This window comes from Acinetobacter terrestris, assembly GCF_004331155.1.
In the GTDB taxonomy this organism is placed as follows: Bacteria; Pseudomonadota; Gammaproteobacteria; order Pseudomonadales; family Moraxellaceae; genus Acinetobacter; species Acinetobacter terrestris.
In genome coordinates this window covers 55512-81813 of the sequence record NZ_SJNZ01000004.1, presented here as the reverse complement: position 1 = coordinate 81813, position 26302 = coordinate 55512, and the positions used below count along the sequence as shown (strand labels likewise).

Here is a 26302-nt window from a genome sequence, read left to right as displayed (position 1 = left end):
ATCTATTCGCTAGTCACACGATTGACTTCTTGAAGAGAAGTCACCCCCTGCATGACCTTGATTAATCCTGAACGACGTAAATTATTAAACCCCGATCTTAAAGATGCTGCAGCAATTTCAAGTGCATTGCCATCTTCCATAATAATTTTTGAAATTTCAGGTGTCACTTTCATTACTTCATAAATACCGACACGACCCTTATAACCTTCACGGCATTCTGAACAGCCGACTGGCTGATAAACCTGAAAATCTGAATGTTTAAGATCTTCTTCTTTAAATCCCATTTCCAGTAAGCTTGGTTCGGGAACATCAGCAGGAATTTTACATTGTGGACATAGACGTCGAGCTAAACGTTGTGCAATCACCAGGTTTACAGAGGTGGCAATATTAAAGGAAGGTACACCCATATTCCTTAAGCGCGTCAATGTTTCAGGAGCGCTGTTGGTGTGGAGTGTGGACATTACCATATGACCTGTCTGAGCGGCTTTAATGGCAATTTCCGCTGTTTCTAAATCTCGAATCTCACCGACCATCACAATATCAGGATCCTGACGCAGGAATGACTTGAGGGCTGCAGAGAAGGTTAAGCCCACTTTAGCATTAACGTTGACCTGATTAATTCCTTCCAGGTTAATTTCCACCGGATCTTCGGCGGTAGAAATATTGGTATCTTCACGATTAAGAATATTCAAACCAGTATATAAAGAAACGGTTTTACCGGAACCTGTCGGACCTGTAATGAGGAGCATACCTTGCGGTTTGTCCAGCGCTTGCATAAATAATTCTTTTTGCTCGGGTTCATAGCCCAATGCATCAATACCCAGCATCGCACTGGATGGATCAAGAATACGCAGTACCAATTTTTCACCAAACAAGGTGGGTAATGAGTTGACACGGAAGTCGATGGCTTTGCTTTTGGAAAGCTTTAGTTTAATCCGTCCATCTTGCGGTAAGCGCTTTTCAGAAATATCCATCTGCGACATTACTTTTAAACGTGAAGCTAAACGTGTTGCCAGTTGCAAGGGTGGGTTGGCAATTTGGCGTAGAACACCATCGACGCGATAACGAACCCGATAACTTTTTTCATAAGGTTCAAAATGTAAGTCAGACGCGCCCATGCGAATCGCATCAATCAGTAATTTATTAATGTATTTAACAATCGGTGCTTCGTCAGCCTGTTGATCATTGTCATCATCTTCTTTTTGACTGAGATCCTCTTGTTCTAGATTTAAATCAATATCATCATCTGAGAATTCAAATGTATCTGCTTCAGTAAAGTTTTGTTCAATCAGTTTTGTTAATTTTTGATGTTCAACAATTACCGCTTCAATATTCATTTTACTACTGAAGCGGATCGCATCCATAGCATCCATATTGGTTGGATTGCTGGTGGCAACATACAATAAATTGCCGCGTTTAAAAATAGGCAGCACACGATGTTTGCTAATCAGTTTTTCATCGATGCCTTCACGGATAATTTGTGCGGAATCATAAACACTAAGGTCGAATAGTGGTTCCCCAAACTCTTGAGAAATTTTTTCTGCAATATCCAAGGAGGGAATTTTTAATTGATCAATAAGAAAAGGAACAATATCTTGATTGGCTTTTTTTGCACTTAATACTGCATTCTGCATGTTTTCAGCAGAAACTAAGCCATCTTCAACCAAACGGCGAATAAAACCAGTGAATCTTGGTGAACCTTGTAATGCTGCCATGCTTTAATATGCCTGCTCAATCAATTTGTTTATAATTGGTATCTTTAAATTATACTTTTGTTATATAAAAATACCATATCTGAAAACGTTGTCATCTACTTAATATCAGATAAAACTTTGAACCAGTCGTAATTACATGCAGAAGTTTTTCTCAAGAATAGGCTGATGAGTTGCAAAAATTAAGCATGGTGTAAAAAAAGCCATATGAAAATTTTCTAAAAAATACTGAATTCCGTGTAGAATGTGCGCGGTTAAATGAATTGTTTTTAATAGGTTACTGTATGTCGGGTTCGGCTATTACTCCTTGGGTTGTTGGCAATTGGAAAATGAACCCAATGCAGGCAGACGCCAAAGCGCTGGTAAATGGTTTTAAAGAATTATTGCAAAATAATGAAATTAAAGAAGAAAATTGTCATTTAGGGGTTGCGCCTAGCATGCTTGCCTTGGCCGGTGTTCAGCAGGAATTGGCCAGTGCAGTGCGACCTGTTTATAGCGTTGCGCAGGATGTTTCGCGTATTGCCGGTACGGGGGCATATACCGGTGAAGTGAGCGCTGAACTTCTCAAAGATCATCAGATTGATTTTGTACTGATTGGTCATTCGGAGCGTCGTGAAATTTTTGGCGAAACTGCGTCTATATTGAATGAAAAAGTTAAAAATGCCTTAAATGCAGGATTAACCATCATTTACTGTGTAGGTGAAAGCCTGGAACAACGTGAAAATGGTCAGGCAGAGCAGGTGGTCTTACAACAAATTTGTGATATTGCCGCAGTGGTTCAAGCTGAACAGTGGCAAAAAATTGTGATTGCCTATGAACCGATTTGGGCAATTGGCACCGGTAGAACAGCTTCACCCGAAGATGCACAGGCTATGCATGCCAAAATTCGTGAAGGCTTAACTCAAATTACATCGTTCGGTTCAAGCATCGCCATTTTGTATGGCGGTAGTGTTAAGGCTGAAAATGCAGTAGAGTTGGCCGCCTGTCCGGATATTAATGGTGCGCTGGTTGGCGGTGCATCTTTAAATGCAGAGTCTTTCTATAAAATAGCTCAGGCTTTTGCAAATACAAAATAATTAGGAGTTCAGCATGCAAACTTTTGTGCTGGTAGTACATATTATCTTAGCCATTTTAATGATTGTATTGATTCTGGTACAACATGGTAAAGGTGCAGATGCAGGCGCATCATTTGGCGGCGGCGGTGCTGCAACTGTATTTGGTGCTTCAGGTTCAGCGAATTTCATGACTCGCTTAACTGGCGTTTTGACGGCTTTATTCTTTGTCACCAGCTTAACTTTAGCCGTGTTTGCCAAAAAACAAACTACAGATGCTTATAGCTTGAAATCAGTGCAAACCACCACGACTGCGCCGGTAAATTCGAGTGAAACTTCGCCAGTCGCACCGAAAACTGGCGAATAAGCTGATTTAGTCCTTTCTTTTTGGGTTTGATGCTACTAGAATGCGACACAGCTGCGGTGGTGGTGGAATTGGTAGACACGCTACCTTGAGGTGGTAGTGCCTTCGGGCGTGGGGGTTCAAGTCCCCCCTTCCGCACCAACTTGTAATCCAGAACATAAGTTGGTGTGTGCAGCAAATCTGTTGATGCGGGATGGAGCAGTCTGGTAGCTCGTCGGGCTCATAACCCGAAGGTCGTTGGTTCAAATCCAGCTCCCGCTACCAATACTATTTAGAAGCAAACTAAATAGGCGATTTAAATAATATTTAAATGGTGATTGATTTTTGCATGTTGTTGCGGGATGGAGCAGTCTGGTAGCTCGTCGGGCTCATAACCCGAAGGTCGTTGGTTCAAATCCAGCTCCCGCTACCACTTTTTGATTAGGGTGCAACTTAATCAAGCAACCATTGAACATTTTTTGATTGAAAATGCTCAGTGAATTGTATATAATTTTTGCACGTTGTTGCGGGATGGAGCAGTCTGGTAGCTCGTCGGGCTCATAACCCGAAGGTCGTTGGTTCAAATCCAGCTCCCGCTACCAAGTTTCTAAAAGGCTCACAAACATGGTGGGCCTTTTTGCACAGTGGACTTTGGTTTTTCTGTGTACACAGGGGCGATTACGCCCTTTTTTATTGGCTATCGTGTAGTGTCGACATCCATTGGTCAAATTGTCATGTTTCACTACTAATATAGTTGAGTTAGTCTGAACTGGTCATATTGACCATTGAATCGCACAACAATGACGAGAGTAAATGAAGCTATCAAATAAAACTCAAGCACTCCAAGACCTTATAACTCCTGCAGTGCAAGCTTGTAATGTAGATCTTTGGGGAATTGAATTTGTTCCTCAGGGTAAGCGTTCTTTATTGCGTATCTATATTGATAAAACCAACGAAAATAACACGCAACCTGTTATGAATGAAGATGGTGAGTCTGAACAAGGTCAGGGCATTGGCGTACAAGACTGTGTTCGCGTAACCCAGCAAGTAGGTGCAATGCTTGACGTGCATGATCCAATTTCTGGCGAATACTCACTTGAAGTGTCTTCTCCAGGTTGGGATCGTCCTTTCTTTCAACTTGCGCAAATGCCTGCCTATATTGGGCAGCAAATTGCTTTACGTCTGATCAGTGCTGTAGAGAACCGTCGTAAATTCCAAGCGAAACTGATTGCTGTTGATCTTGAGAATGAAATTATTCAAGTCGAAGTGGAAAATCAACAGGTACTTGAAATCGACAGTCACAATATCGACAAATCAAATTTGATCTTTCAAGATTAATTCATTCAATCAATAAGAATCTGAACGAATAGGTGACTTATGGCTCGTGAAATTCTTACCGTAGTAGAAACGGTTAGTAACGAAAAAGGTGTAAGTCGTGATGCAATTTTTGAAGCGCTTGAACAAGCTTTAGTTGCTGCGACTAAAAAGAAATTTTACGAAGGCACCCATGCAGAAGAAGCACGTTTACGTGTGGAAATCGATCGTAAAACCGGTGATTACCGTACTTTCCGTCAATGGGAAGTGGTAGCTGACGAAGATCACGAAATGCCTGCTTGTCAGGATGCGATTTCGGATCTGGACCCGGAACAATGGTCAATTGGCGACATTCGTGAGCTTGAAGTTGAATCGATTGATTTCGGTCGAATTGCTGCACAAATTGCAAAACAAGTAATTGTGCAAAAAATTCGTGAAGCTGAACGTGCTTTAATTGCTGATGCTTACGAATCTAAAGTCGGTGAACTCATCTACGGTGAAGTGAAAAAACAAACCAAAGATGGCTTTATTATTGACTTGGGTGAAAATGCTGAAGCATATCTTGCTCGTGAAGAAATGATTCCTAAAGAAATTCTTCGCCCTAAGCAACGTATGAGCGCCATTTTATATAGCGTGAACCGTGAAGGTCGTGGTGCACAATTATTATTGTCACGTGCGCGTCCTGAAATGCTGATTGCTTTGATGAAGAAAGAAATTCCTGAAATTTCTGAAGAAATCATCGAAATTAAAGCAGCTGCACGCCAGCCAGGTGTTCGTGCTAAAATCGCTGTGAAAACGAACGATCATCGTATTGATCCTGTTGGTGCTTGTATTGGTATGCGTGGTACACGTATCCAGGCAGTGCAATCAGAATTGAACGGTGAACGTATTGATGTGGTGGTATGGTCTGATGATCCAGCACAGTACATTGCAAGTGCTTTAGAGCCTGCAGATGTATCCAGTATTGTGATTGATGAAGATGCTCATAGCGCCGATATCATTTTCGCTGCAACGGATCAGTTGGCACGTGCCATTGGTTCACAAGGTCAAAATGTTCGTTTAGCATCTGAATTGACTGGCTACAAATTGGATATGATGCTCGAAGAAGAATTCTACGCGCGTCAACAAAATGAAGCTCAGCAATACCTCGACATGTTTGTAACACGTCTTGATATTGAAGAAGATTTGGCAATGGCTTTGGTTGAAATGGGCTTTACTTCGCTTGAAGAGATTGCTTATGTTCCAGCTGAAACATTCGATGAAATTGAACTCGATGCTGAAACTGTTGAATTATTGCAAAGCCGTGCGAAAGAAATTACATTGGCAGATGCATTAAAACAACAAGAAAACATCCAAGAACCAAGTGCAGAACTCGTTGCAATGGTTGGGATGACACAGGAAATCGCGTATGCACTTGCAGCTCGCGGTGTGGTAACAGTAGATGATTTGGCTGACCAGGCGACTGACGATATTGAAGATATTGAAGGTTTGGGTGCTGAAAAAGCAGGTCAACTTATTATGAAAGCGCGCGAATCATGGTTTAACTAGGAGGAAATATATGACGGACAAGTCGATTAAAGAGTTAGCTCTCAGCGTAGAACGTCCAGTTGAGAAGCTCCTAGAGCAGGTTCGTGACGCAGGCTTACCGCAACGTAAAGCTGAAGATATTATTTCCACTGAACAACAAAATACCCTCGTTAGCCATTTGAAGAAACTTCATGGTCAAGACGATGGGCATGCAGGAAAAATCACGTTGAAACGTAAAACAACCAGTACTGCTAAAGTAGCCAGTACATCAGGTAAGGCGAAAACAATTAATGTAGAAGTTCGTAAGAAGCATACATTTGTTAAGCCCGATCCTGAACAGATCAAAGCAGAAGCATTGGCTAAAGCCGAGCAAGCTAAAGCTGCACCTGAGCAAACTACAGTAGCGAAAACTGCTGATGCTCCAAAAATTGGTGTAAATAACGCGAGTAAAGCCTTAGAAGCTATGCGCGCCGCTGCGAAGCAAACCAGCGACAAGCAAGAAGTATCTAAAGCTGCTGTTGTCGTGACACGCAAGTCAAACAACAAGCCGATTGTAAAACAAACGGTTAAGCAAGTTGAAACAGCTGAACAGAAAAAAGTACGTGAAGCTCAATCAGCGCAATTAAAAGCAGTTGAAGAAGCAGCACGTCGTAAGTCGGCTGAAGAAGCGCAACAGCGTACGCTTGAACAAATGCGTCAAATGGCGACTAAGTACTCAGCAGAAGACACTACAGCAACCATCCGTGTTGTTGATGATGCACCTTTGGCAGCTGGTCTTGTTGGTCAGGCTTATGAAGATTCATTTGCGAAAGAAGACCGCGAAATCAAACGTGGTACCAATACGCCAACTGCACGTGCACCGAAAAAAGGTGGACGTCGTGGTCAAGAAGAGCAAAGCTTCAGTAAACAGCCTAAACGTGGTTTGAAAACCAGCCAAGGCAACAAGCATGGCTTTGAAAAACCAGTTAAGAAACAAATTTATGATGTTGAAATTGGTGAAACCATTGTTGTCGCTGACTTAGCTGCAAAAATGGCGATCAAGGTTCGTGAAGTAATCAAATCACTCATGAAAATGGGTGAGCTTGTGACTCAGAACCAAGCGATTGAGCAAGAAGTTGCTGCACTTGTGGTTGAAGAAATGGGTCATAACCCTGTTCTAGTTTCTGATACTCAAGCTGAAGATAACTTACTTGAAGCAGCTGAAGAAGCGCGTGGCGTTCAAACCACTCGTGCACCAGTTGTAACCATCATGGGTCACGTTGACCATGGTAAAACATCGCTTCTTGACCGTATTCGCCGTACCAAAGTGGCTGCGGGCGAAGCGGGCGGTATCACCCAGCATATCGGTGCATATCACGTTAAAACCGATAAAGGCATTATCACTTTCTTGGACACACCGGGACACGCAGCGTTTACTTCAATGCGTTCACGTGGTGCCAAAGCGACTGATATCGTGGTTCTGGTTGTTGCTGCTGATGATGGTGTAATGCCACAAACTGCAGAAGCAATTGATCATGCTCGTGCTGCAGGTACGCCAATCATTGTTGCAATTAACAAGATGGATAAAGAATCTGCCGATCCAGATCGCGTATTGAATGAATTGACTGCTAAACAGATCGTACCTGAACAATGGGGCGGTGACGTACCAGTGGCAATGGTTTCTGCACATTCTGGTCAAGGTATCGATGAGCTGCTTGACCTTATTTCAATTCAATCAGAAATGCTTGAATTGAAAGCATCTGAAGAAGGTGCTGCGCAAGGTGTTGTGATTGAAGCCCGTGTAGACAAAGATCGTGGTGCTGTTGCTTCTATTCTTGTACAAAACGGTACATTGAATGTAGGTGATTTAGTCCTTGCCGGTGCATCTTACGGTCGTGTTCGTGCGATGGTAGATGAAAACGGTAAACGTATTAAATCTGCAGGTCCTTCGATTCCAGTAGAAATCCTGGGTCTTCCTGAAGCGCCAATGGCGGGTGACGAAGTCCTTGTTGTAAACGATGAGAAAAAAGCACGCGAAGTGGCTGATGCACGTATGGCTCGTGAACGTGAAAAACGTCTTGAGCGTCAATCTGCAATGCGTCTTGAAAACATCATGGCGTCTATGGGCAAAAAAGATGTTCCTTATGTGAACGTTGTACTTAAAACTGATGTACGCGGTACCTTGGAAGCATTGACTGTAGCCTTGCAAGCATTGGCAACAGATGAAGTTCGTGTACGTGTAATCGGTTCGGGCGTTGGTGCAATCACTGAATCAGACGTTACGCTTGCTGAATCTTCTGAAGCAGTTCTGCTTGGCTTTAACGTACGTGCTGATACGACTGCACGTCAAAAAGCGGATGCAGACGGCATTGATATTCGTTACTACAGCATCATCTATGAATTGATTGATGACGTGAAAGCAGCGATGAGCGGTAAGTTGGCTCCTGAGCATCGTGAAACGATTCTGGGTGTGGCTCAAGTACGTGAAGTGTTCCACTCAAGCAAATTCGGTGCAGCTGCGGGCTGTATGGTTCTTGAAGGTATGTTGCATCGTAATAAACCGATTCGCGTATTACGTGATGACGTGGTTGTGTTCCAGGGTGAGCTTGAATCTCTTCGTCGCTTTAAAGAAGTGGTTGAAGAAGTTCGTGCCGGTATGGAATGTGGTCTTGCGGTGAAAGGCTATAAAGACATCAAAGCACTCGATAAGATCGAAGTGTACGATGTTCAATTGATTAAACGGAGTCTTTAATGGCGGGTAGTCAGCGTCTTAAGCGTATGGGTGATACAGTTCAGCGCGAGTTGTCTGAACTGATTCGTCAAGAGCTTAAAGATCCACGCTTAGGTGGTCTGGTGACCATCTCTGCGGTGAAAGTTAGCGCAGACTTAGGATATGCCGAAGTTTATGTGACTGTAATGGGTCGTGAACTTGGTGATGACCAAAGCGAAGCCGCAAATAAAGAAACGCTAGATGTTTTAAATAAAGCATCTGGGTTCTTGCGTCACGAATTGAGTCGTCGGATCAAGACACGTATTACGCCACGTTTGCGTTTCCATTATGACAAAACCAATGCTTACGGCAATTATATGTTTGGTCTGATTGCAGAAGCAGTGAAGGATTTACCGCCTGCTGAAGCAAAGCAAGATGATGAATAATTGATGTAATAAAAAAGCCACCTTCGGGTGGCTTTTTTATTTAGATAATTTTTAATGAGTTAATACTTTTATTATTGTTTTTAAATAAATTAATTATATAAATAATTTACAGGTCATTTAAAAGGTTTGATGACATTCCATTCAATTGCTTGAAATATAATATTATGAATAAGCTGTTTTTTATCGTTTCTGTGCTTCTTGTTTCCAGTTGCGCAACTGTACCGCCTATTCAATCGGCTTCAAAAAGTAAGTCCCCATTTGAAAATGCAGTTTTCGGTGGAACAACTGTGATATTGGATCGGCCAATAAAAAATAGTGAAGAGTCATATCGTATTTTCCGGAAAGCAGCTACAGGTTTTGTATCACTCCAGACTGTGCGAGAAAATGCGGAACACGCATCCATTACTTTTTGTGAACGTAAAAATAAAGCCATGCACGGTCTTACTGAAACTGCTGCAAAGCCTCCCTGTATCTTAGGAAATTTTCCACGAATAGAACTGGTGTTTGAGTGTATTGAAAAAGCTGAAAATGGAAATAATAATCTCATAGTAGATAAATATGAGAAACTTAAAGCCTTAAAAAAATTATTAGATGATGATGTTCTTACTAAACAGGAATTTGAAAAAGAAAAGACTAAAATTTTGGCTGAAAATTAATTAAATCTACTCAGTCTACTGTAATTTCAACTGAGTGATAATTTGAAGTAAAAAATTCTTTATTCAAGCTCAGTCCGATTTCAGCTTAGATCATCATGGGAGTCGTTATTGTCTTTATTAGGTGGGCGACGACGGGTTCGTTGCCAAGGTAAGGGACGTTCTAACGCTTCTGGGACTTCACCACTGGTTGAACGTAAACGCAGGTGCAGAGCAGCTTGAGCCATTAAATTTGCAGATACGGGTGCGGTAATGAATGCCAATAGTGTCAATAAAATTTCAGCAAAGCCAAAACGTCCGTGAAATGCTGAAAAAATCATCGCAGCGATTAAAAAGCTGCCTAGTCCTAAGGTGCTGGATTTTGTCGGAGCATGCAGACGCATAAATAAATCGGGCAGGCGAACCATACCAATGCCACCGACCAACATAAAAAATGAGCCAATCATTAAAAAAATTGAGACCAGGATTTCCATCACAAGTTGCATTACTGTTTCTCCTAATCTACGACATGACCAGTAGTAAAGTAGCGGGCCAGGGCTGCAGTAGACACGAAGCCCAGCATGGCAACCAGTAAAGCCCCTTCAAATAAGGAGCTACTTGCCCAATAAATGCCCAGAATCACCACCAGGCAGGTGGCATTCAGAAACAGTGTATCTAGGGCTAAAAGACGATCCACAATGGATGGACCCACGACTAAACGGACCAGGCAAAGAAACATCGAGATGGTGATGGCTACCATACATATGCCGAGTGCATAAGGCAAAATGGTCATGAATCTTCTCCTAATTCCACAGCAAAAATAGCCATGAGTACTTTTTCATAACGATTTTTAATTTCGAGAATGTCAGTGTCGGAATCATCTGTGCTTAAAGCATGCACCAGAATATCACCACGAGCATCGTCAATTCCTGCAGTTACTGTACCCGGCGTGGTCGTAATAATCAGTGCGAGCAATACATTGACCTGTTCATGCTGGGTCTCTAAAGGCACGCGAAACCATTTGGGATGCAGGTTGCGTGTCGGTCCAAGGACCAGCTTAGCCACTTTGATATTACAAATAATAATATCCCACAACACCACAAAGAACAGCTTTAAAGCCAATATCCAGTTGATATCGGGAGTACGGCTAATAAAGGGTTGTACCAGACGCGGAATCAGAATCCCGAGCAGCAATGCCATAAGCAGTGTTGCAGCATCCAGGCTATGTGTCAGCATGATCCAGCTTAAAGCCACTATCACAGATACAAATGGATGAGGTAGCCAGTTTTCCCAGAACGATATTTTTTTCATGTTTAAGGCTCCCTAGGTTTAAGCTTGGCATCATCCGGATGAACCGCCTTCTGCATGTTCTGCTCTTCAATTTGACGCTGCTTATACTCTGAAATGTGTTCACCTTCTAGAGTCTCTGTGGGAATCAAATAAGGAATGAGATGTGCATTTGGATCTACGCTTTCACCCCCATATTTGGTTTCAGGCAGGTTTTCAGGGTTATAAGGCTGAACGCTAATCACCTGATTAAGGGCATCTTTATGCAGAATGATCCCTTCATACAAGGCATTATTTTGGATTTGTTCAGCCGTATTAAACATATAGCGCTGAATCGGACTGGCACAAACCATATATACGATTAAGCCTGAAAGCAGTAAATAGATGGTTTTGTCATTTCGTGCAGGCGATTGCTCAGGCAAAGCCTGATAGATTTTAAACTCATCAGTGGTGGCATTGTCTTCGGGTGTAGTAGCACGCCAAAACAGCACAAAGCCAATTCGGGTAAAGGCAATAATGCTCAGTAAGCTGACCATCAGTACCACAGCAATAATCACCAGTTGATAAGGTGAGTGTGAAGTGGCTTGCAAGATAAAGACCTTGCCCAAAAAGCCACTAAATGGAGGTAAGCCTGCCATCATCAAAGCAATTAAAAAGAACACCAATGACACCACTTTGTGTTGTTTCATTTGTGGTGCAATATTGAAATGGTCCTTGAATACGCCACGTTGTGAAGTAATCCAGCCCGAGAGCAAATAAAATGCAGCCCCAATCAGGGTGCTATGGACTAAATAATAAAGTGCTGCCGCCCATGCCAAGGTATTAAACAGCGAAATCGCGATCAAGATGGTTCCGATCGAGGACAGAATCATAAAACCGACAAAACGACGCAAGCGTTCTGCCCCAATCGCGCCGATTGCACCGTAGAGAGAGGTGATTAAACCAATCGGAAGCAACCAGTTTGCCAGAATGCTGTGGCTTAAATCATCTTCAAAGATGGTGCCATTAACACGCAGGATGGCATAGATGCCCATTTTGGTCATAATGGTAAAAATGGCTGCGACAGGTGTCGTTGCCACCGCATAGGTTTTCGGTAACCAGAAACCGACCGGCAACATGGCGGCTTTAATCCCAAAGACCACAAATAACAACAAGCCGCCCGCGACGGCAAGTTTATGCTGATCTGGTTCTAATAGGGGAATTAAGCGTGCGACATCTGCCATGTTTAAACTGCCGACACTGCCGTAAATAATGCCAAGTCCAATCAGGAACAGGGCAGAGGCCAGCAAGTTAATGGTGACGTAATGAATGCCGAGTTGAAAGCGTGCCTTACCTTGTCCGTGTACCAACAGGACATAGGAGGCCATCAACAAAATTTCAAAGAACACAAATAAGTTAAATAAGTCACCTGTCAGGAATGCACCGCACAAACCCATCAGCAAGAAATGGAACATGGCATGGAAATAACGGCCGCGTATATCCCATTCATGACTGGCAAACCATAAAATCGGGGTCGCCAAGGCATACGTCAGCACGATCATTAATGCAGAGAGTTGATCCAGAACCAGAACAATCCCGAAAGGTGCAGACCATTCACCTAAATTATAAGTGCTGATTTGACCGCTGCTGGCCGAAATCAGATAAACAATCGCAGTAGCTAAACCTAGAATTGAGGAAACGTAACTAATTCCACGACGCCAAGGTTGACGCCAATCGCCAGACAATGCGCCTGCGCCCGGATTCCCCAGAATAACCAATAAAAAAGCAGTAAAAGCTGGAATTAAAATACTAAAAATAGGGCTATGTTCAGTCCAAAACTGGATGACAGCATTCATTAAGGCTGATCCTCACGCGGGTCAATCGGCACAATATCTTCTTTAGCATCAACATGATCTGTACCTGTTTCATAACGACTGCGCAAAGCCAGTTGCACAATAAAAGCCGTGGTCGCAAAACCAATCACAATGGCGGTTAACACCAGGGCTTGGGGCAGGGGATCGGTGGCTTTAGTGGTTTCAGTCAGAACCGCCGGAGCATTGACCTGAATCCGTCCCATCGCGAACAGGAATAAATTGACCGCATACCCAATCATGGCCAGACCTAAAACCACCGGAAAAGTACGGGCACGTAAAATCAGATAAATTCCCGTTGCAGCCAGTAACCCAATAGCCGAGGCGAGCAAAAATTCTATACTGATCATTTTATTCTCCCTGGAGTACTGGGCCAGCCATGCTGGAGTGACGTGAGTCGCCTAAGACCGAAATCATCAGCATGGTTGCACCGACAACGGTGACATAGACGCCAACATCAAATAAGGCAGCAGAAGCCAAGTGCATTTCACCCAAAATTGGCGGTGAGATGTAAATGTGTGCGCTGGTGAGGAATGGACGTCCCCAGAACCAGGCGCCTAATCCGGTCAGTCCGGCAATGACCAAACCTGAACCAATCCAGATTTCATATAAACGTCCGGATTGGGCTTTCAGCATTTGCTCTGCCTGATCTTGACCTAGGGCAATATATTGGATGATTAAAGCTAAAGCAGTAATCAGGCCGGCAATAAATCCACCGCCCGGCAAGTTATGACCGCGAAGGAAAATATATAAACTCACCACCAGCGCCAAAGGTAAAACCCAGGATGCAGTAATCCGGAACATCAACGGAGATGGATTAAAGCGATAGGTCAAGCCTTGTGTAATGGTTGTACCATGTGTACGCATGCCATCCATCAAGCATAAGGCACCAATGGCTGCAATACCGAGGACGGTAATTTCACCAAAGGTATCGAAACCACGGAAGTCGACCAGAATCACATTGACCACATTGGTACCACCGCCGAGTGGAATCGATTGCTGCATGAAGAACCATGAAATCGAGTTATGGTCACGCGTCAAGACTAACCAGCTAATCCAGCCAATCCCGAGACCGCCACCAATGGCAATCATCGCATCACGCCAACGACGCGAGACACTGGATTCATAAGGGGTCAGTTGTGGCAGCAGCGATAAACTCATCAGCAAGAGTACGGTAGTGACCACATCTACAGTAATTTGGGTTAAAGCCAGATCTGGGGCAGACAAGGTTACAAAAACCATGGTCACCACTAAACCGACAGCACCGCTAATCAATACTGCTTTAATCCGTTCATGGTGAAACCACAACATCATCCAGCAGGCAGAGAACAATAACAGCCACAGGACAATGGCCAGTGCAGGCGCATGGGTTAATTCACGGGTACCCGTGGTAAGGCCCTGATTGATCAGCGGCATGGCAAGCAAGGCCGCACTAAATAATACAATCCAGGTTAAATAGCTTTGCAGCGAACCATTTTCAGTTTTACGTTTTAATTTGCGTGAATTGAGTAACAGATGCTTTAAGAATAAATCAAACAGGATTCTGCCTTGGAATCTACCCAGTACGGGATCAAGGTCAATTTCGCGGATTCTACCGCTTTTGGCAAAAGCGAAATAGAAAATGATTCCTCCCAACAGTGCAATGATACTCATCACTAAAGGCAGATTAAAGCCATGCCAAATAGCTAGATGTGTACCGGCAAAGTCAGGCAGTTGGGTGCTGGCACGCGCAGTTGAATTGACAATGTTTTCAACCAAAAGGGCAGGGGCCAGACCGACCAGAATACATAAAACTGCAAGCAAAAGCGCAGGTGCACGCATGCCAAAAGGCGGTTCATGCACATCTTGATTGGGGACTTTGGGTCCCAGCGGGCCATCGAAAAACACCCCATGAACCAGACGTACCGAATAAGCCACTGCAAAGATTCCCGCCAGGGTAGCCATCACCGCCGAGAAAATCATCACTGGACCAGAAAGATTGGCCAGCAGTTCAGTAAAGAACATCTCTTTGGACAAGAATCCGTTGGTTAATGGCACACCCGCCATTGAAGCCGCCGTAATCATGGTCAGGGTCCCAGTAAACGGCAGAAGTTGCCAGATACCATTTAACTTGCGTAAATCACGGGTTCCGGTTTCATGATCAATGATTCCGGCAATCATGAACAATGCGGCTTTAAAGGTCGCATGGTTAATAATATGGAAAATTGCAGCAGCAATCGCAAGTGGTGAGCCAATCCCCAACAGGCAGACTATCAAGCCTAAATGACTGATGGTGGAATAGGCGAGTAAGCCTTTTAAATCTTCTTTAAAAATGGCAAAAAAGGCTGCCATGCACAGGGTAAATAATCCCACAAAAGTCACAATATTATGATAAAGCGCGGCACCGACAAAAATTGGGGTAAAACGTGCCAGCAGGAAAATCCCCGCTTTGACCATGGTCGCAGAATGCAGATATGCCGATACAGGCGTGGGTGCTGCCATGGCATTGGGTAGCCAGAAATGAAACGGGAACTGGGCACTTTTGGTAAAAGCACCGACTAAAATCAGTAGCAAGGTCGGAACAAACAATGAATGGCTTTGAATTTGATCCTTCATTGTTAAAATCTGGTCAATCTGATAAGTTCCGGTTATTTGACCGAGCAGGATAAAACCACCCAGCATGGCCAGACCACCCATCCCGGTGATGGTGAGTGCCATACGTGAACCGCGTTGCGCAGCTTCGTAATTATTCCAGTAACCGACCAAAAGGAACGAGGAAATACTGGTGAGTTCCCAAAAAATAATCAATAAAATTAAATTATTGGAAAGTGATATTCCCAGCATTGCCGCCATGAACAGCATCAGCAATATATACAATTTGCTTAGGGAACTTTTAGGGCTTAAATAATAATAGGCATAAATATAAATGAGGGTACCGATACCGCTAATCAGCAAAGAAAACAGTAGGCCTAAAGCATCCATACGGAAACTTAAATCGATACCTAACTGGGGTAACCAGGCCCAGGTTTGGGTGATTGTTCCGCCATTAAACACATGTTTTGCTTGAGTCAGTAACAAGATCAGACTACTTAAGCTGACTCCAATAGCCGCTAGAGCCGTTGCCCCGCGTGAAAATTGCTTCAGCCACGAGACAAGGGTAGTGCCCAATACTAACGGTAACAATATAATAATCGGTAGCACACTCATATCCATTGTCGTGAATCAGGTTTGTAAAAAACCCAAGGGTGAATTTTATCTTTCAAGGATTACAGGACAGCAAAGAACCATCCAAACTTCTCAATCTTGAAAGCCAAATTAAAAATACGAAAGAACAAGCTGTGTTGCGCAACTTGTAAAAAGTAATAGTAAAATCGGATTTTACTATAAAACTTTAAATATACTCGATATTATTACATGAGTAAAACAACATCAATTATTTTTGCGCACACGCAACTATTATACGCTTATCCATTCTTTCTGGGCGTCGAGTGCTTAAAAGATGAACACTTAACAATGATTCCTGAAAATGGCGCTTTAAAAATATTGAATCTGTTTTGAATGACATTCAATCTTTTGGCTTATGACAGGGGATGAGATGATGAAGTATCATCTGACTGATCCATTAACCGGCGCAATTCGGTTTGTTGTTCCACGCTTAAATGCTGTTGGATCTGTTGCAATAGAGTTTGTGGGGTAACGCTTTCTACTTCCGGTTCAAGCAATGAGTCTGTTTCAATCACTTCTTCATTAAACACCAGATTTTCATAAATGGTATCAAACTTGTCTTGCAAGGGTTGCAGTTGCATGTCAAAGAGCTGTTTATTTTCCAGTTTTAAGCATTGATATTCAGATGCATGTTCCAGTAATTCCGTCCGGTTTCCGGTCGCAATAATTTGTAAACGCGGAAAAGCCTGATGCAAGCGCTGTAAAATGACTTGAGAGGTATTTTGATCAAGCTGGTGATCAATCGCATCAATCAATAAAATCCCATCTCCTTCAAGGCAGGGATACAGACTGTTCGGGTTGAGCAACGATAAGCGGCGCACAATATCACCGACCAGGGCAATCCAGTTTTTAACGCTATTGGAGAGTTGTTGATAGAGCATGATTTTATCTTGGTAGCTCACCATTAACTGCAATTTAGGCTGGTACTGCATGTAAATGTCGTCTAAAGCAGGAATGACGGTGTTCAAAGCCTGTTTTAAAGCATCTAGGCTCGGTGCATTCATTTGTTTTTGGGCATTGACCAGTTGTTGCAGAAAATCATTGTCTCTATTTTTCTGGACAGATGGATTGGACACCAATTGTTGAAATAACTGTGCAATCTGGGCATTTTCAATATCACTAATTTCACGAAACCACTCAAAAAAACGGTTAAAAGTGGTGTAAGGAATAGTGGAAATTTCATAGGCATGTGAAGTCTGGAAAACGGCCGGATTATTCTTGCTCTGAATATTCATTTCATTGACAAAGCGTTCTGCCGGGTAATAGGCAATTAAAGGCAAGCCTTGCAGCTGGTCATGTTTGATCGCATTTTGATAAAGTTCGACCAAGTTTTCCAATTGCTGGGTCTCGGCTTTGCTGGTGCCTATGCCATGACTATTTAAAGTTTTATACAGCTGCCAGTCGCAGTAAGAAAGTGCTTTGTCTTGTGGTTCACTGGCTTCGGTTAAAGTGCCAATATCATTGGGAATACGAATCCGAATATCAATTTTGGATTGTAGCCGCGTGAACATGATGTCCTGATCATGCATTACCACGCCCGCAGCACGAAAGTCTTTGTAGCGTGCAGCAAACCAGGTCAGTGCCTGATAAGTGAATTTTAAAATTGCGGTTTTGCCCGAGCCTTGATCACCCAGAATCAGGGTGATGGGTTTGTCATTAAATTTCAGCTTGAGGTCAGCAAAATGAAGGGCATGTTTGAGTTGAACGGATTCGATTTTCATAAAACACCTGCATTGCGAAATGAGCTGAAATTATTCTCCCACAGCTTTACGCAGCGATAATGGCATCTGCTTTTTCAGTTGTTGCATCAAATCGTAAATGTGGTGAATATTCAAACTTACTTTAGCACGTGTGCAGGCAACGTAAAGTAATCTTAACTCTTCGTCACTAATTTTATGATCTTTTTCATTGATCTTAAATTGATAGTCATCTTCGATATGCACGCGATCCCACTCCAGACCTTTGGCTTTATGCGCAGTCGAAATAATATAGTCGGCATGCTCAATCGGGGTGATTTGGGCTAAAGCTCTTTTGAGTGGATCTGTACCGTGATCATCGACCAGTTTCACCAACGGTTTAATGTCACTGCCATCATTGGTTTCACAGTATTCATGCACATCATGCCATGAATTAAACCAGGCCAGTTCAGGCACATCGGTGACACGGCGACCTTGTTTCAGCATGCTGGCAGCATCGACGAAACGATTCAATTTAACATGGTCGGCTTGCAGACTCACTTTTTCACCATGCAGCAAACCGGACAGTAGCAATTCCATCGCACGGGCATTGGTCCGGCATAAAATCGCATCGCGCTGTTTGGTATGCGGTTTATTGACTACTTTGGAATGCAGATGTGGATTGCCAAGTAAAGGTACGGTTTCGTTTAAAGCACCCAAAATCGCATTGGCATTCAAGGCAATTTCTTCACCGAAACGAAATGAGGTGGTTAAACGCGATTCAGGCAGGGGCAGCTGCTTCATGGCATTGACTGCACCGCGCCATGCATAAATTTGTTGATGGGCATCGCCGACATAAATGACCTGGGTATTCCTTTGACGCAGTAAAATCCCCAGCATCAATGGATCAGCATCTTGTGCTTCATCAAACAGTACATAATCTGTGGGGATATTCGGTTCAGATAAAGCCCAAAGTTTCAGGTAAATATCGTGACCAATTCCGGCTTGATGGTTCTGGTCAATCGACTCTAACCAGCGCCGTTCAACTGCGGGATAAAGATGCTTTTGCAATTCATCAATATCATCTGGGTGTAACCAGCTTGGCGCCTGTAGATGACGTGGCGCAGGATATTGTGAACTGGTCGAACAGAAATAACTGACTGCATTGGCAACCAGACTGGCCAGACGGCTCGGCATCATCACGTATTTTTCATAACGTCCACCCATCATCCGGCGCAGGGTGATCGGTTGCAGGCGATATTCCTTGGCGATAAAACTTGGACTTAAACGCGGTAAACGCAGTTTGTCGGTCACGCCACGCGGAACACTGCGAAAAGCCAGCGAGTGAAAAGTACGGCAGTCGACCCCACGATGAAATTTACTTTGCGCCTCACTAGCAATGGCTTTGTTAAAGGCCAGATACATGCCACGCCGTTCGGGCATGGCATCACTGATCATTTGTAAAGTGGTGGTTTTACCTGTGCCTGCATAAGCAATTACTTTAAAGGATTTGCCCAAACGCGCATTGTCTATGGCAATGGCTTGCTCATAGGTTGCGCTCGGTTTTTGCGAATTAGACACAGTCATCGGCTTAGTGCTGACGGTTGGCTTTTTCAACCAATCCCGATAAACCTTGGCGACGCGCAAGTTCATTTAAAACCAGTTGCGGTTCAAGATCGAAATAGCCGAGCATGACAATGGTATGGAACCATAAATCGGCCACTTCATAAATCAGGTCGTTCTTATTGTCTTCATTCGCTTCAGCTTTAAAGTCTTTGGCTGCAATGATGGTTTCAATGCTTTCTTCACCGACTTTTTCTAAAATTTTATTTAAGCCTTTGTGATACAGCTTCGCCACATAAGAGGAATCTGGATCTGCCGCTTTGCGCTCGGTCATCATCTGACCCAAATAATCCAGCACTTCGACCTGTTCAGATTGAGCAGTCGAGGCATTCATAACTAAGGTATGTGGATTGTGTGAATGGGCAGATTTTTCCGCATAAATCTGGCTTGGATCTTTCAATTGTGCATCGACAATTTCCCAGCCATTTTTGGTTAATTTACGGTAGAAACATGATTCACGACCGGTATGGCAGGCAATGCCGCCATGCTGTTCAATTTGCAACACAATCACGTCCGCATCACAGTCTAGACGGATTTCATGCACGGTCTGGAAATGACCGGATTCTTCACCTTTATGCCACAATTTTTGGCGTGAACGCGAGAAGTAAACCGCCTGGTTTTTTTCTGCAGTTAAGGCCAAAGCTTCACGGTTCATCCATGCGACCATGAGCACACGGCCGGTTTGATGATGCTGTGCAATGGCAGGGATTAGACCTTGTTCGTTAAATTTTACTTCATCGAGCCATTGCACGTTGTTCATGAGAATTTCACCAAAAATATATTCAAAATGGAAAAGAGCGAATTAAAATCGCAGCTATATAGTGTACGTGATTCAGGACTGTTTGAGAAAAAAATATGGCCTTGATCATTTGCTTTGCTCATCACAAAGTTGCATATTTTTTTCGTGTAAATATATTCCTTTATTTTTATCCGCAAAAACCAATTAAAAACCAAATGATTGAAACAGGCCAGTGAACCTTAAGCCCATCCAGGGATCGGCTGAGCTCAAAGCGGTTTTATAAATCCTGGATAAATTGCGGTAAGTTCTGTTTTTCCACCATTTCCAAAAATTCATCGCCCAAGCGCTGGCTTTCCGCCACGCACTGGTTCCACATTTGAATACGCTGTTTCTGATCTAAACCTTTTAAGGTGAAATCTTTACGGTCGGGCAGACGTCCAAGCGGCAGCGATTGCAAATACGCTTGTGAAGGCGAAAGCAATAAAGTGCGTGCCTGATTTTCAGGATTGGCTTGACGCTTTTTAAACATTTTATCGAACCAGCCCGGGGTAATGCGGTCGCTAAAGTGCGGATACAGCACAATGCCTTGACTCTCAAAAGGTAGGTCGATGTGATAGTCAATTAAACCGCCATCACGGTAGCTGCCTTGGGGCGCATCGGGAATATCACGAATCGCCGCCATGACACCTGGAATAGACGCGGAAGCCATCAACCAAGGCGTGACATTGGCGCTATTTAAAGTTTGATAATGGGTAACAAAGTCATCCTCTACTTTAAACTGTGTACCAATTTCAGGCTGACTGATCACGCGCTGCATAAACAGGCGGTTATGCTTACGGCCAAGCGCATTACTGCCGATAATGCCAGCCACAGAGGCCAGTAATGGCAGGGAATGATCGCTCTGAAAAATATGTTGGGCTTTAATTGAAATCACTGCAAGATGATAGTCCGGATGATCAACCAGTTGTTGTTCTTTGCCTTGGATCATATCAATCAACATGGCTCTGCAAATATTGCCGACGTCGTGACGGGACATTTTTTTATGGAAATACAGGTTGGTATAAAGTTCTGAAAGACGTTCAGTTCCTTCTTTCGCGCCCCAGGCTAAAATACTGGCAAATCGCCAGCTACCAATTGATGAACCAATCAGTGTTCTACGTTGCGATGCTTGCGTCAAGAAATCGCCAAAAATGGCCTGATCCAAACCCTGAATCCCAATGCCTTTTGGACCACCTGCAGCGCCGGGAATAATGTCGACAAAGCTTGCCTGCAAACCTTCTTTTTCAATTAGTTGGCGTGCGAGATGACCAGCACGTAAGTTTAATGCAGGCGCACGTTTTTGCAAAATCTGGGTCATGGCAGAATCAATACAAGACAAGTGTGCGCTTATTTTAAGCGATGTGTCTCAAGACCCAATGGCGAGACTCATCAGTTGTTGACTGATCAGTCATTGTATACTTAAAACCATAAAAAGAAGCCCGCATTGATTCAACTCTTTAATGGCTTAGAAGCCCTTAAATTGCACAGCTAGGGATATAAGGCCATAGCGTTTATCGAGTCTTGAGGCAGTTATGCCATTCTATAAAAACCAGATATAGCTATCAAATAGCCACATCACTAAAATAGTTTTTATTACAGAAGTAATAATCCAGCTTAAACGCTGGATTATAATCAATTAACTTAATTTAAAATAAGCAGTCAATGCCGACCCCTTGAGTGTTAAATTACCGATAGTGATTCTTTCTTGTGATAGATTGAGTTGGGGATTAATTGTATAAGCGCTGGGGATTATATAAACAGTTACCTGGACCAGACTGCCAACAGGTAATGTATTGATATAACTATTAATGGGGATTAAATCATTTAAAAAAATCTTGCCATTAGAGCTGATGATTGTATCTTCGGTCACACTGAATTGAAGCTGCTGAATCTTTCTTGAAGATGAAGAAACATTAATAACTGTATTCTTAAGTATTTTTGCTGAAACAATTGAGCCTTGATTATTAAATTTAACCTGAATATTGTTAAAAATTATATTTAAATTCTCGTGATATGCACCATTACCTCCATCTAATTTGAAGGCGAGAGTGACTATATCATTTAATTCTGATTTTGCATTGGCTAACTTAAATTGTACAGCTAGAGTATCACTCAGATTTTTAGAATTTATGTTTAATGGTTGAGTCTCACTGGAAGCTTTAATGGCAGCAATATCATAATTTGCTAAAAAGAAGTCGCTATATACGGGTGATTTTAAAGTTTCAGTAATGTTCTCAAGTAAGCCAGGATTTTTTTGCAATTCTGCTAATAAATTAGCCCCTGTTCCGCCATTCTGAGCAATGCTATCCATTGCAGTTGAAACTGCAATGATGTTGCTGCTCACTTGATCTGAAAAAGTTGGATCTATCGTGTTATTTGGATCATTCATTTGGGCTTTTGCAATATCAATCGCTTTATTAATAATGTTTTTCAATACATCAGAGTCAATTTTAGCCGAGCCTGCTGTAAATAAGGGTTGAGTTGACAGTTGACTAATCAATGCATCAAAAGTGATTTGAGCCGCTTGTTCCTGCGTAAACGCAGTTGAGCCATTATCGTTATTAATTGTTTGTAGGTGATCCTCAATTTGAGTTGCAAGCTGTTGGAAAATAAATACCACAGCCATCGTATGAGCATCACCATCTTTTGCCGGATCAAATTGTGAAATATTGTTAATATTATTCAAAGCTAAATTTTTTAAAATTGTATTTAATTGATTAGATTGGCCTGCTTTTTCTAAAAAATATTCTAATGATGTTAAAGGACTAACCACCAGTGTTCCATTTTTTAAATTTTTTAAATCCATTTTTTTAAATTTTAATGTGCCTGTAAAGGGGAGGTTCGTACCAATATCTATACCACCCGTAATGGTAAGAGCAGACTCAGAGCAAGCAGCGGTTGTGGTAAATGAAAAATGGCCATTTGCATCTGTTTTTATAGAGGTGTTTTCACAGTCATCGAATTTTATATCAGCATTTTTTAAATAAAAATCTACTGCGGTACCACTAATGGTTGTAGGGGTGAAATTGCTACTTTGTGTATTGTCACCTCCATCACCACAAGCAGTTAAAAAACTTGAAATAGTAATTGTAAACACATGAATTTTTGAAATTTTATTCAGCATTTTTTATTGTCCTACTATTATTGTTATTCTTTCTCTTATATCAAAAAAATAGATCAAAATAAGTGTTGATATATATATCTATTAATTTTTAAAGTTACATTTATTCTTATTTTAAAAATTAAATTATTATTAACCTTATGTTTTTTGAGCTGTATCTAATTGTTATTTTTATTATTTTACAGTAGATTTTTTATCTTAAATAAAAATAGTGGTTTAATTTTTAGTTAAATAAATTTTTTATTAACGATAAAATAAAAAATTATAAAACAAAGAAGTGGATCCATTGGTTTATTACCAATTTTAATACTGTAACCCGAATCCTGTTTAAGCCAACGATTCCATAATTTGAATTGTTGGCTTATTCTGATGACATAATTGATATGCACATAACGATGCATAAATACCACTAAGAAATCCATGCATACTACGTGCTCTACTCGTCACTAAATTGTATTGTCCTTTCAGTAAACTGAATAACGTTTCTATCTTATTACGCTGTTTTAAGTGATATCCATTTGATGCAGATAGTTGAATAGCCTGCATATTTTTCCGATGATAAGTAATCAGATCAATCCCTTGTTCTTTTAACCTGGTTTTTAATTCCTGGCTGATATAGCCACGATCTGCATAGAGCTTTGCTTCTAAGCCCTCAACCAATTGCTCAACCATTTTTATGTCAGCAATATGTCCATTGGATAAAGCAGAACAAGCGATTTCACCAAATTGATTCATCGCGATATGTAATTTACAGCCATAAAACCAGCCCATCGAGCTTTTACCACGAGATGCTATTGAGGCTAAAGATTTATGGCGTTGAATACGCTGATTTTTACAGACGGGTAAAGTGGTTGAATCAATCCATAAATATGAGCGATGTTGACCTTTCATCAAAGCCACATGTAAAGCATGTAGTGCCAATTGATGCATATTAATGAGGTGAGTCATACGTTGATAACAAGGTAAGTGACTAAATAAATGGCTTTTATCTTCCTTCAGCCATGTGAAAAAGGCTTTGAAATTATTGAAATGAGAACATTTGTACCAAATAGCAATAAAGCAGATTTCTGAGATCGACAGATGAGCAGGTCTGATTCTTACAGAATGATGGCATTGTTTGAGAAATTTCCAATAAGTTGCTTCAAATTTAAGAAAGAAATCATCAATGATGCAGAATAATTCGGTACTATTGAACATGAGGACTAGAGTTGTGAGTTTGGTGTGGTAACTCAACTGATGGCTCTAGTCTTCTTATTTTTCAAGTCAATTTCTTATCCGCGATTCGGGTTAAATAGGATAGCTCGCACTTTGGTGATTTAAAACTTACAAAGTAGAGGTGGCGAGTTTAAGACCAAAACCACAAAATAAAATACCCACAGCAGCTACACAGGATGCGGTCACTTTATAGCGCTGGGTAAAATAAGTTGCCAGTTTGGCGCCTGAAAAAATCAGCACAGTTAAATAACTCATACTAATAATTTGTAATACCAGTGCAAGTGCGGTAAAGGTAATTGCAGGATAGGGATAAGCAGGATCTACAAATTGTACAAAGAAGGACAAATAAAACAGAATCGCTTTAGGATTTAAAATACTAATGGTGAGTGCAGTTTTAAAGGGTTGCAGTTGCTCAATATTTTTTTCAACTGTTGCAATTTCTCTTTGTGAATGTGCTGAATTCCAAGTGTGATAAGCCGCAATCAGCAATTTTATCCCTAAATAACTTAAGTAAAGTGCACCAATAATTTTCAGTAAAATAAATAACCAGGGAAAAGCATGCAGTAATGAAGCAGCACCCAAAGCGGTGAGTAAAATCAAAACAATGTCACCGGTATAAACACCGAATGCACTTTTATACCCGGCTTTAATGCCAAAACGTGAAGCAATGGACATCACGTATAAAGAATTGGGTCCCGGCAACAGCACAATTAAGGTTGTACCAATAATATAGGTGGTGAGATCGGTGATGCCGAACACAATAAATACACTCTCAAACAATCAAAAAAGCCGACTTGTTTACTATAACAAAATCGGCTTTTTGATGGTGCAATAATGGTATTTTAAGCTTGTATTTCAGCATCTAAGCCAAAAGACTGGCGAAGTAATGTACTTAATTGATCACGGGCTTTAATAAAGCCGTCAATTCCACTCTGTAAAAGTTGTGAAGACATCAAGTCATGTTCAATTTGCTGCTTAAAGGTTTCTTTGGTTAAAGGCGTAACAATGTGCTGACAATGTGCTTGTGCATGATTGGTTGAAAGCTGGGGAACGACTTCACGTTGATCCTGTTCAAGCTCTGCCAAAAGGTTTGGTGAAACTGTAAGCAGGTCACAGCCCGCCAATCCGAGGACTTGATCGATGCTGCGAAAACTGGCACCCATAATTTCTGTTTTAATACAGTGCTGTTTATAGAAATGGTAAATCTGCTTCACTGAAAGCACACCTGGATCTTTATCAATCGGGTAATGATCTACATTTTCTGCTTTCTTGTACCAATCTAGAATACGACCGACAAAAGGCGAAATCAGCGTCACATTGGCTTCTGCACAGGCTTGAGCTTGATGTAAACCAAACAATAGAGTGAGATTACAGTGAATACCTTCGGCTTCTAAAATTTTAGCCGCCTGAATACCTTCCCAAGTCGAAGCGATTTTTATCAAGATACGGTTTTGGTCAATCCCATAGGCTTTATACAGCGCCAGCAGTTCCTTGGCTTTAGCAACTGTTTCATCAGTATCATAAGACAAAGATGCGTCAACTTCGGTTGAGACACGACCTTCAATCAGCTTAAGAATTTCAGCCCCAAACTTGACCGTGAGTATATCAATCGTACGCTCAACCAAAAGATCACTGCTATAACCTTCAGATCTTGCCTGTTCAAATGCAGCTTCAATCAGTTCTTTATTTTCAGGTTGATTTGCTGCAGCCGTGATCAGTGAAGGATTGGTTGTTGCGTCCAGTGGACGGAATTTTTCAATAGCGGAAAGGTCGCTACTATCGGCAACAAGGGTGGTTAAGCTTTTTAATTGGTTTAAGGCAGATTGAGTCATT

At 42.0% G+C, this 26302-nt stretch carries 22 protein-coding genes and 4 tRNA genes; 11 read left to right on the top strand and 15 right to left on the bottom strand.

Going from position 1 to position 26302, the window contains the following annotated elements; genetic code table 11:
- Nucleotides 1–2: 2 nt before the first annotated feature.
- A complete protein-coding gene (gene pilB / locus E0H81_RS03740) occupies nt 3–1715 on the bottom strand; it encodes a type IV-A pilus assembly ATPase PilB (protein WP_131316624.1) in 1713 nt (570 codons plus the stop codon).
- Between the two features lie 281 nt (nt 1716–1996).
- On the opposite strand from pilB, the gene tpiA reads away from it, so the two are divergent.
- From tpiA to E0H81_RS03685, 11 genes are all read left to right on the top strand, one after another.
- Entirely contained in the window at nt 1997–2788 is a 792-nt protein-coding gene (tpiA, locus tag E0H81_RS03735) for a triose-phosphate isomerase (RefSeq protein ID WP_131316622.1), read from the top strand.
- Between the two features lie 13 nt (nt 2789–2801).
- Nucleotides 2802–3131, top strand: coding sequence for a preprotein translocase subunit SecG (gene secG, locus E0H81_RS03730; protein ID WP_131316620.1), 330 nt, complete (start codon nt 2802–2804; stop codon nt 3129–3131).
- A 53-nt stretch (nt 3132–3184) separates the two neighbouring features.
- Nucleotides 3185–3269: transfer RNA gene (locus E0H81_RS03725), tRNA-Leu, on the top strand.
- 46 nt (nt 3270–3315) lie between these two features.
- Nucleotides 3316–3392, top strand: a tRNA-Met gene (locus E0H81_RS03720).
- Nucleotides 3393–3463: 71 nt separating this feature from the next.
- Nucleotides 3464–3540 (top strand) — tRNA-Met (locus E0H81_RS03715).
- A 92-nt stretch (nt 3541–3632) separates the two neighbouring features.
- Nucleotides 3633–3709, top strand: a tRNA-Met gene (locus tag E0H81_RS03710).
- Between the two features lie 211 nt (nt 3710–3920).
- A complete protein-coding gene (gene rimP, locus E0H81_RS03705) occupies nt 3921–4445 on the top strand; it encodes a ribosome maturation factor RimP (protein WP_131316618.1) in 525 nt (174 codons plus the stop codon).
- A 39-nt stretch (nt 4446–4484) separates the two neighbouring features.
- Nucleotides 4485–5969 (top strand): transcription termination factor NusA, encoded by a 1485-nt coding sequence (gene nusA / locus E0H81_RS03700; protein WP_131316616.1) that lies wholly within the window; start codon nt 4485–4487, stop codon nt 5967–5969.
- Between the two features lie 10 nt (nt 5970–5979).
- Complete coding sequence (gene infB, locus E0H81_RS03695) at nt 5980–8679, top strand: translation initiation factor IF-2 (protein ID WP_131316614.1); 2700 nt, start codon at nt 5980–5982, stop codon at nt 8677–8679.
- Complete coding sequence (locus E0H81_RS03690; protein WP_131267933.1) at nt 8679–9083, top strand: ribosome-binding factor A; 405 nt, start codon at nt 8679–8681, stop codon at nt 9081–9083. The genes infB and E0H81_RS03690 overlap by 1 nt, the downstream gene beginning before the upstream one ends.
- Nucleotides 9084–9247: 164 nt before the next feature.
- The gene (locus tag E0H81_RS03685) at nt 9248–9739 is read left to right on the top strand and encodes a hypothetical protein (RefSeq protein ID WP_131316612.1); all 492 of its coding nucleotides are present in this window, start codon (nt 9248–9250) and stop codon (nt 9737–9739) included.
- Nucleotides 9740–9819: 80 nt separating this feature from the next.
- Here E0H81_RS03685 and E0H81_RS03680 read toward each other — a convergent pair whose 3' ends face one another.
- From E0H81_RS03680 to tal, 14 genes are all read right to left on the bottom strand, one after another.
- Nucleotides 9820–10221 carry a Na+/H+ antiporter subunit G gene (locus tag E0H81_RS03680; RefSeq protein ID WP_131267931.1) on the bottom strand — a complete coding sequence of 134 codons (402 nt, stop codon included), beginning with the start codon at nt 10219–10221 and terminating at the stop codon, nt 9820–9822.
- A gap of 11 nt (nt 10222–10232) precedes the next feature.
- The gene (locus tag E0H81_RS03675; protein ID WP_131267930.1) at nt 10233–10508 is read right to left on the bottom strand and encodes a monovalent cation/H+ antiporter subunit F; all 276 of its coding nucleotides are present in this window, start codon (nt 10506–10508) and stop codon (nt 10233–10235) included.
- Entirely contained in the window at nt 10505–11026 is a 522-nt protein-coding gene (locus tag E0H81_RS03670) for a Na+/H+ antiporter subunit E (protein ID WP_131316610.1), read from the bottom strand. The genes E0H81_RS03675 and E0H81_RS03670 overlap by 4 nt, the downstream gene beginning before the upstream one ends.
- A 2-nt stretch (nt 11027–11028) precedes the next feature.
- Nucleotides 11029–12837: a monovalent cation/H+ antiporter subunit D gene (locus E0H81_RS03665; protein WP_131316609.1), complete on the bottom strand. Its 1809-nt coding sequence runs from the start codon at nt 12835–12837 to the stop codon at nt 11029–11031.
- Complete coding sequence (locus E0H81_RS03660) at nt 12837–13202, bottom strand: Na+/H+ antiporter subunit C (protein ID WP_131316607.1); 366 nt, start codon at nt 13200–13202, stop codon at nt 12837–12839. Before E0H81_RS03660 ends, E0H81_RS03665 begins: the two co-directional genes overlap by 1 nt.
- 1 nt (nt 13203) lies before the next feature.
- Nucleotides 13204–16044, bottom strand: coding sequence for a monovalent cation/H+ antiporter subunit A (locus E0H81_RS03655; RefSeq protein ID WP_131316605.1), 2841 nt, complete (start codon nt 16042–16044; stop codon nt 13204–13206).
- Nucleotides 16045–16409: 365 nt separating this feature from the next.
- A complete protein-coding gene (locus E0H81_RS03650; RefSeq protein ID WP_131316603.1) occupies nt 16410–17777 on the bottom strand; it encodes an ATP-binding protein in 1368 nt (455 codons plus the stop codon).
- A gap of 30 nt (nt 17778–17807) precedes the next feature.
- The gene (locus tag E0H81_RS03645) at nt 17808–19313 is read right to left on the bottom strand and encodes an AAA family ATPase (RefSeq protein ID WP_131316736.1); all 1506 of its coding nucleotides are present in this window, start codon (nt 19311–19313) and stop codon (nt 17808–17810) included.
- Nucleotides 19314–19323: 10 nt separating this feature from the next.
- A complete protein-coding gene (hisIE, locus tag E0H81_RS03640; RefSeq protein ID WP_131316601.1) occupies nt 19324–20115 on the bottom strand; it encodes a bifunctional phosphoribosyl-AMP cyclohydrolase/phosphoribosyl-ATP diphosphatase HisIE in 792 nt (263 codons plus the stop codon).
- Nucleotides 20116–20371: 256 nt separating this feature from the next.
- Complete coding sequence (locus E0H81_RS03635; protein ID WP_131316599.1) at nt 20372–21451, bottom strand: patatin-like phospholipase family protein; 1080 nt, start codon at nt 21449–21451, stop codon at nt 20372–20374.
- Nucleotides 21452–21769: 318 nt separating this feature from the next.
- Entirely contained in the window at nt 21770–23257 is a 1488-nt protein-coding gene (locus E0H81_RS03630) for a hypothetical protein (protein ID WP_131316597.1), read from the bottom strand.
- Between the two features lie 324 nt (nt 23258–23581).
- The gene (locus E0H81_RS03625) at nt 23582–24451 is read right to left on the bottom strand and encodes an IS982 family transposase (RefSeq protein ID WP_131316595.1); all 870 of its coding nucleotides are present in this window, start codon (nt 24449–24451) and stop codon (nt 23582–23584) included.
- Between the two features lie 126 nt (nt 24452–24577).
- On the bottom strand, nt 24578–25228 hold the full coding sequence (gene leuE / locus E0H81_RS03620; protein ID WP_131267465.1) for a leucine efflux protein LeuE: 651 nt from the start codon (nt 25226–25228) through the stop codon (nt 24578–24580).
- 83 nt (nt 25229–25311) lie between these two features.
- Entirely contained in the window at nt 25312–26301 is a 990-nt protein-coding gene (gene tal / locus E0H81_RS03615) for a transaldolase (protein ID WP_131316593.1), read from the bottom strand.
- Between the last annotated feature and the right edge of the window lies 1 nt (nt 26302).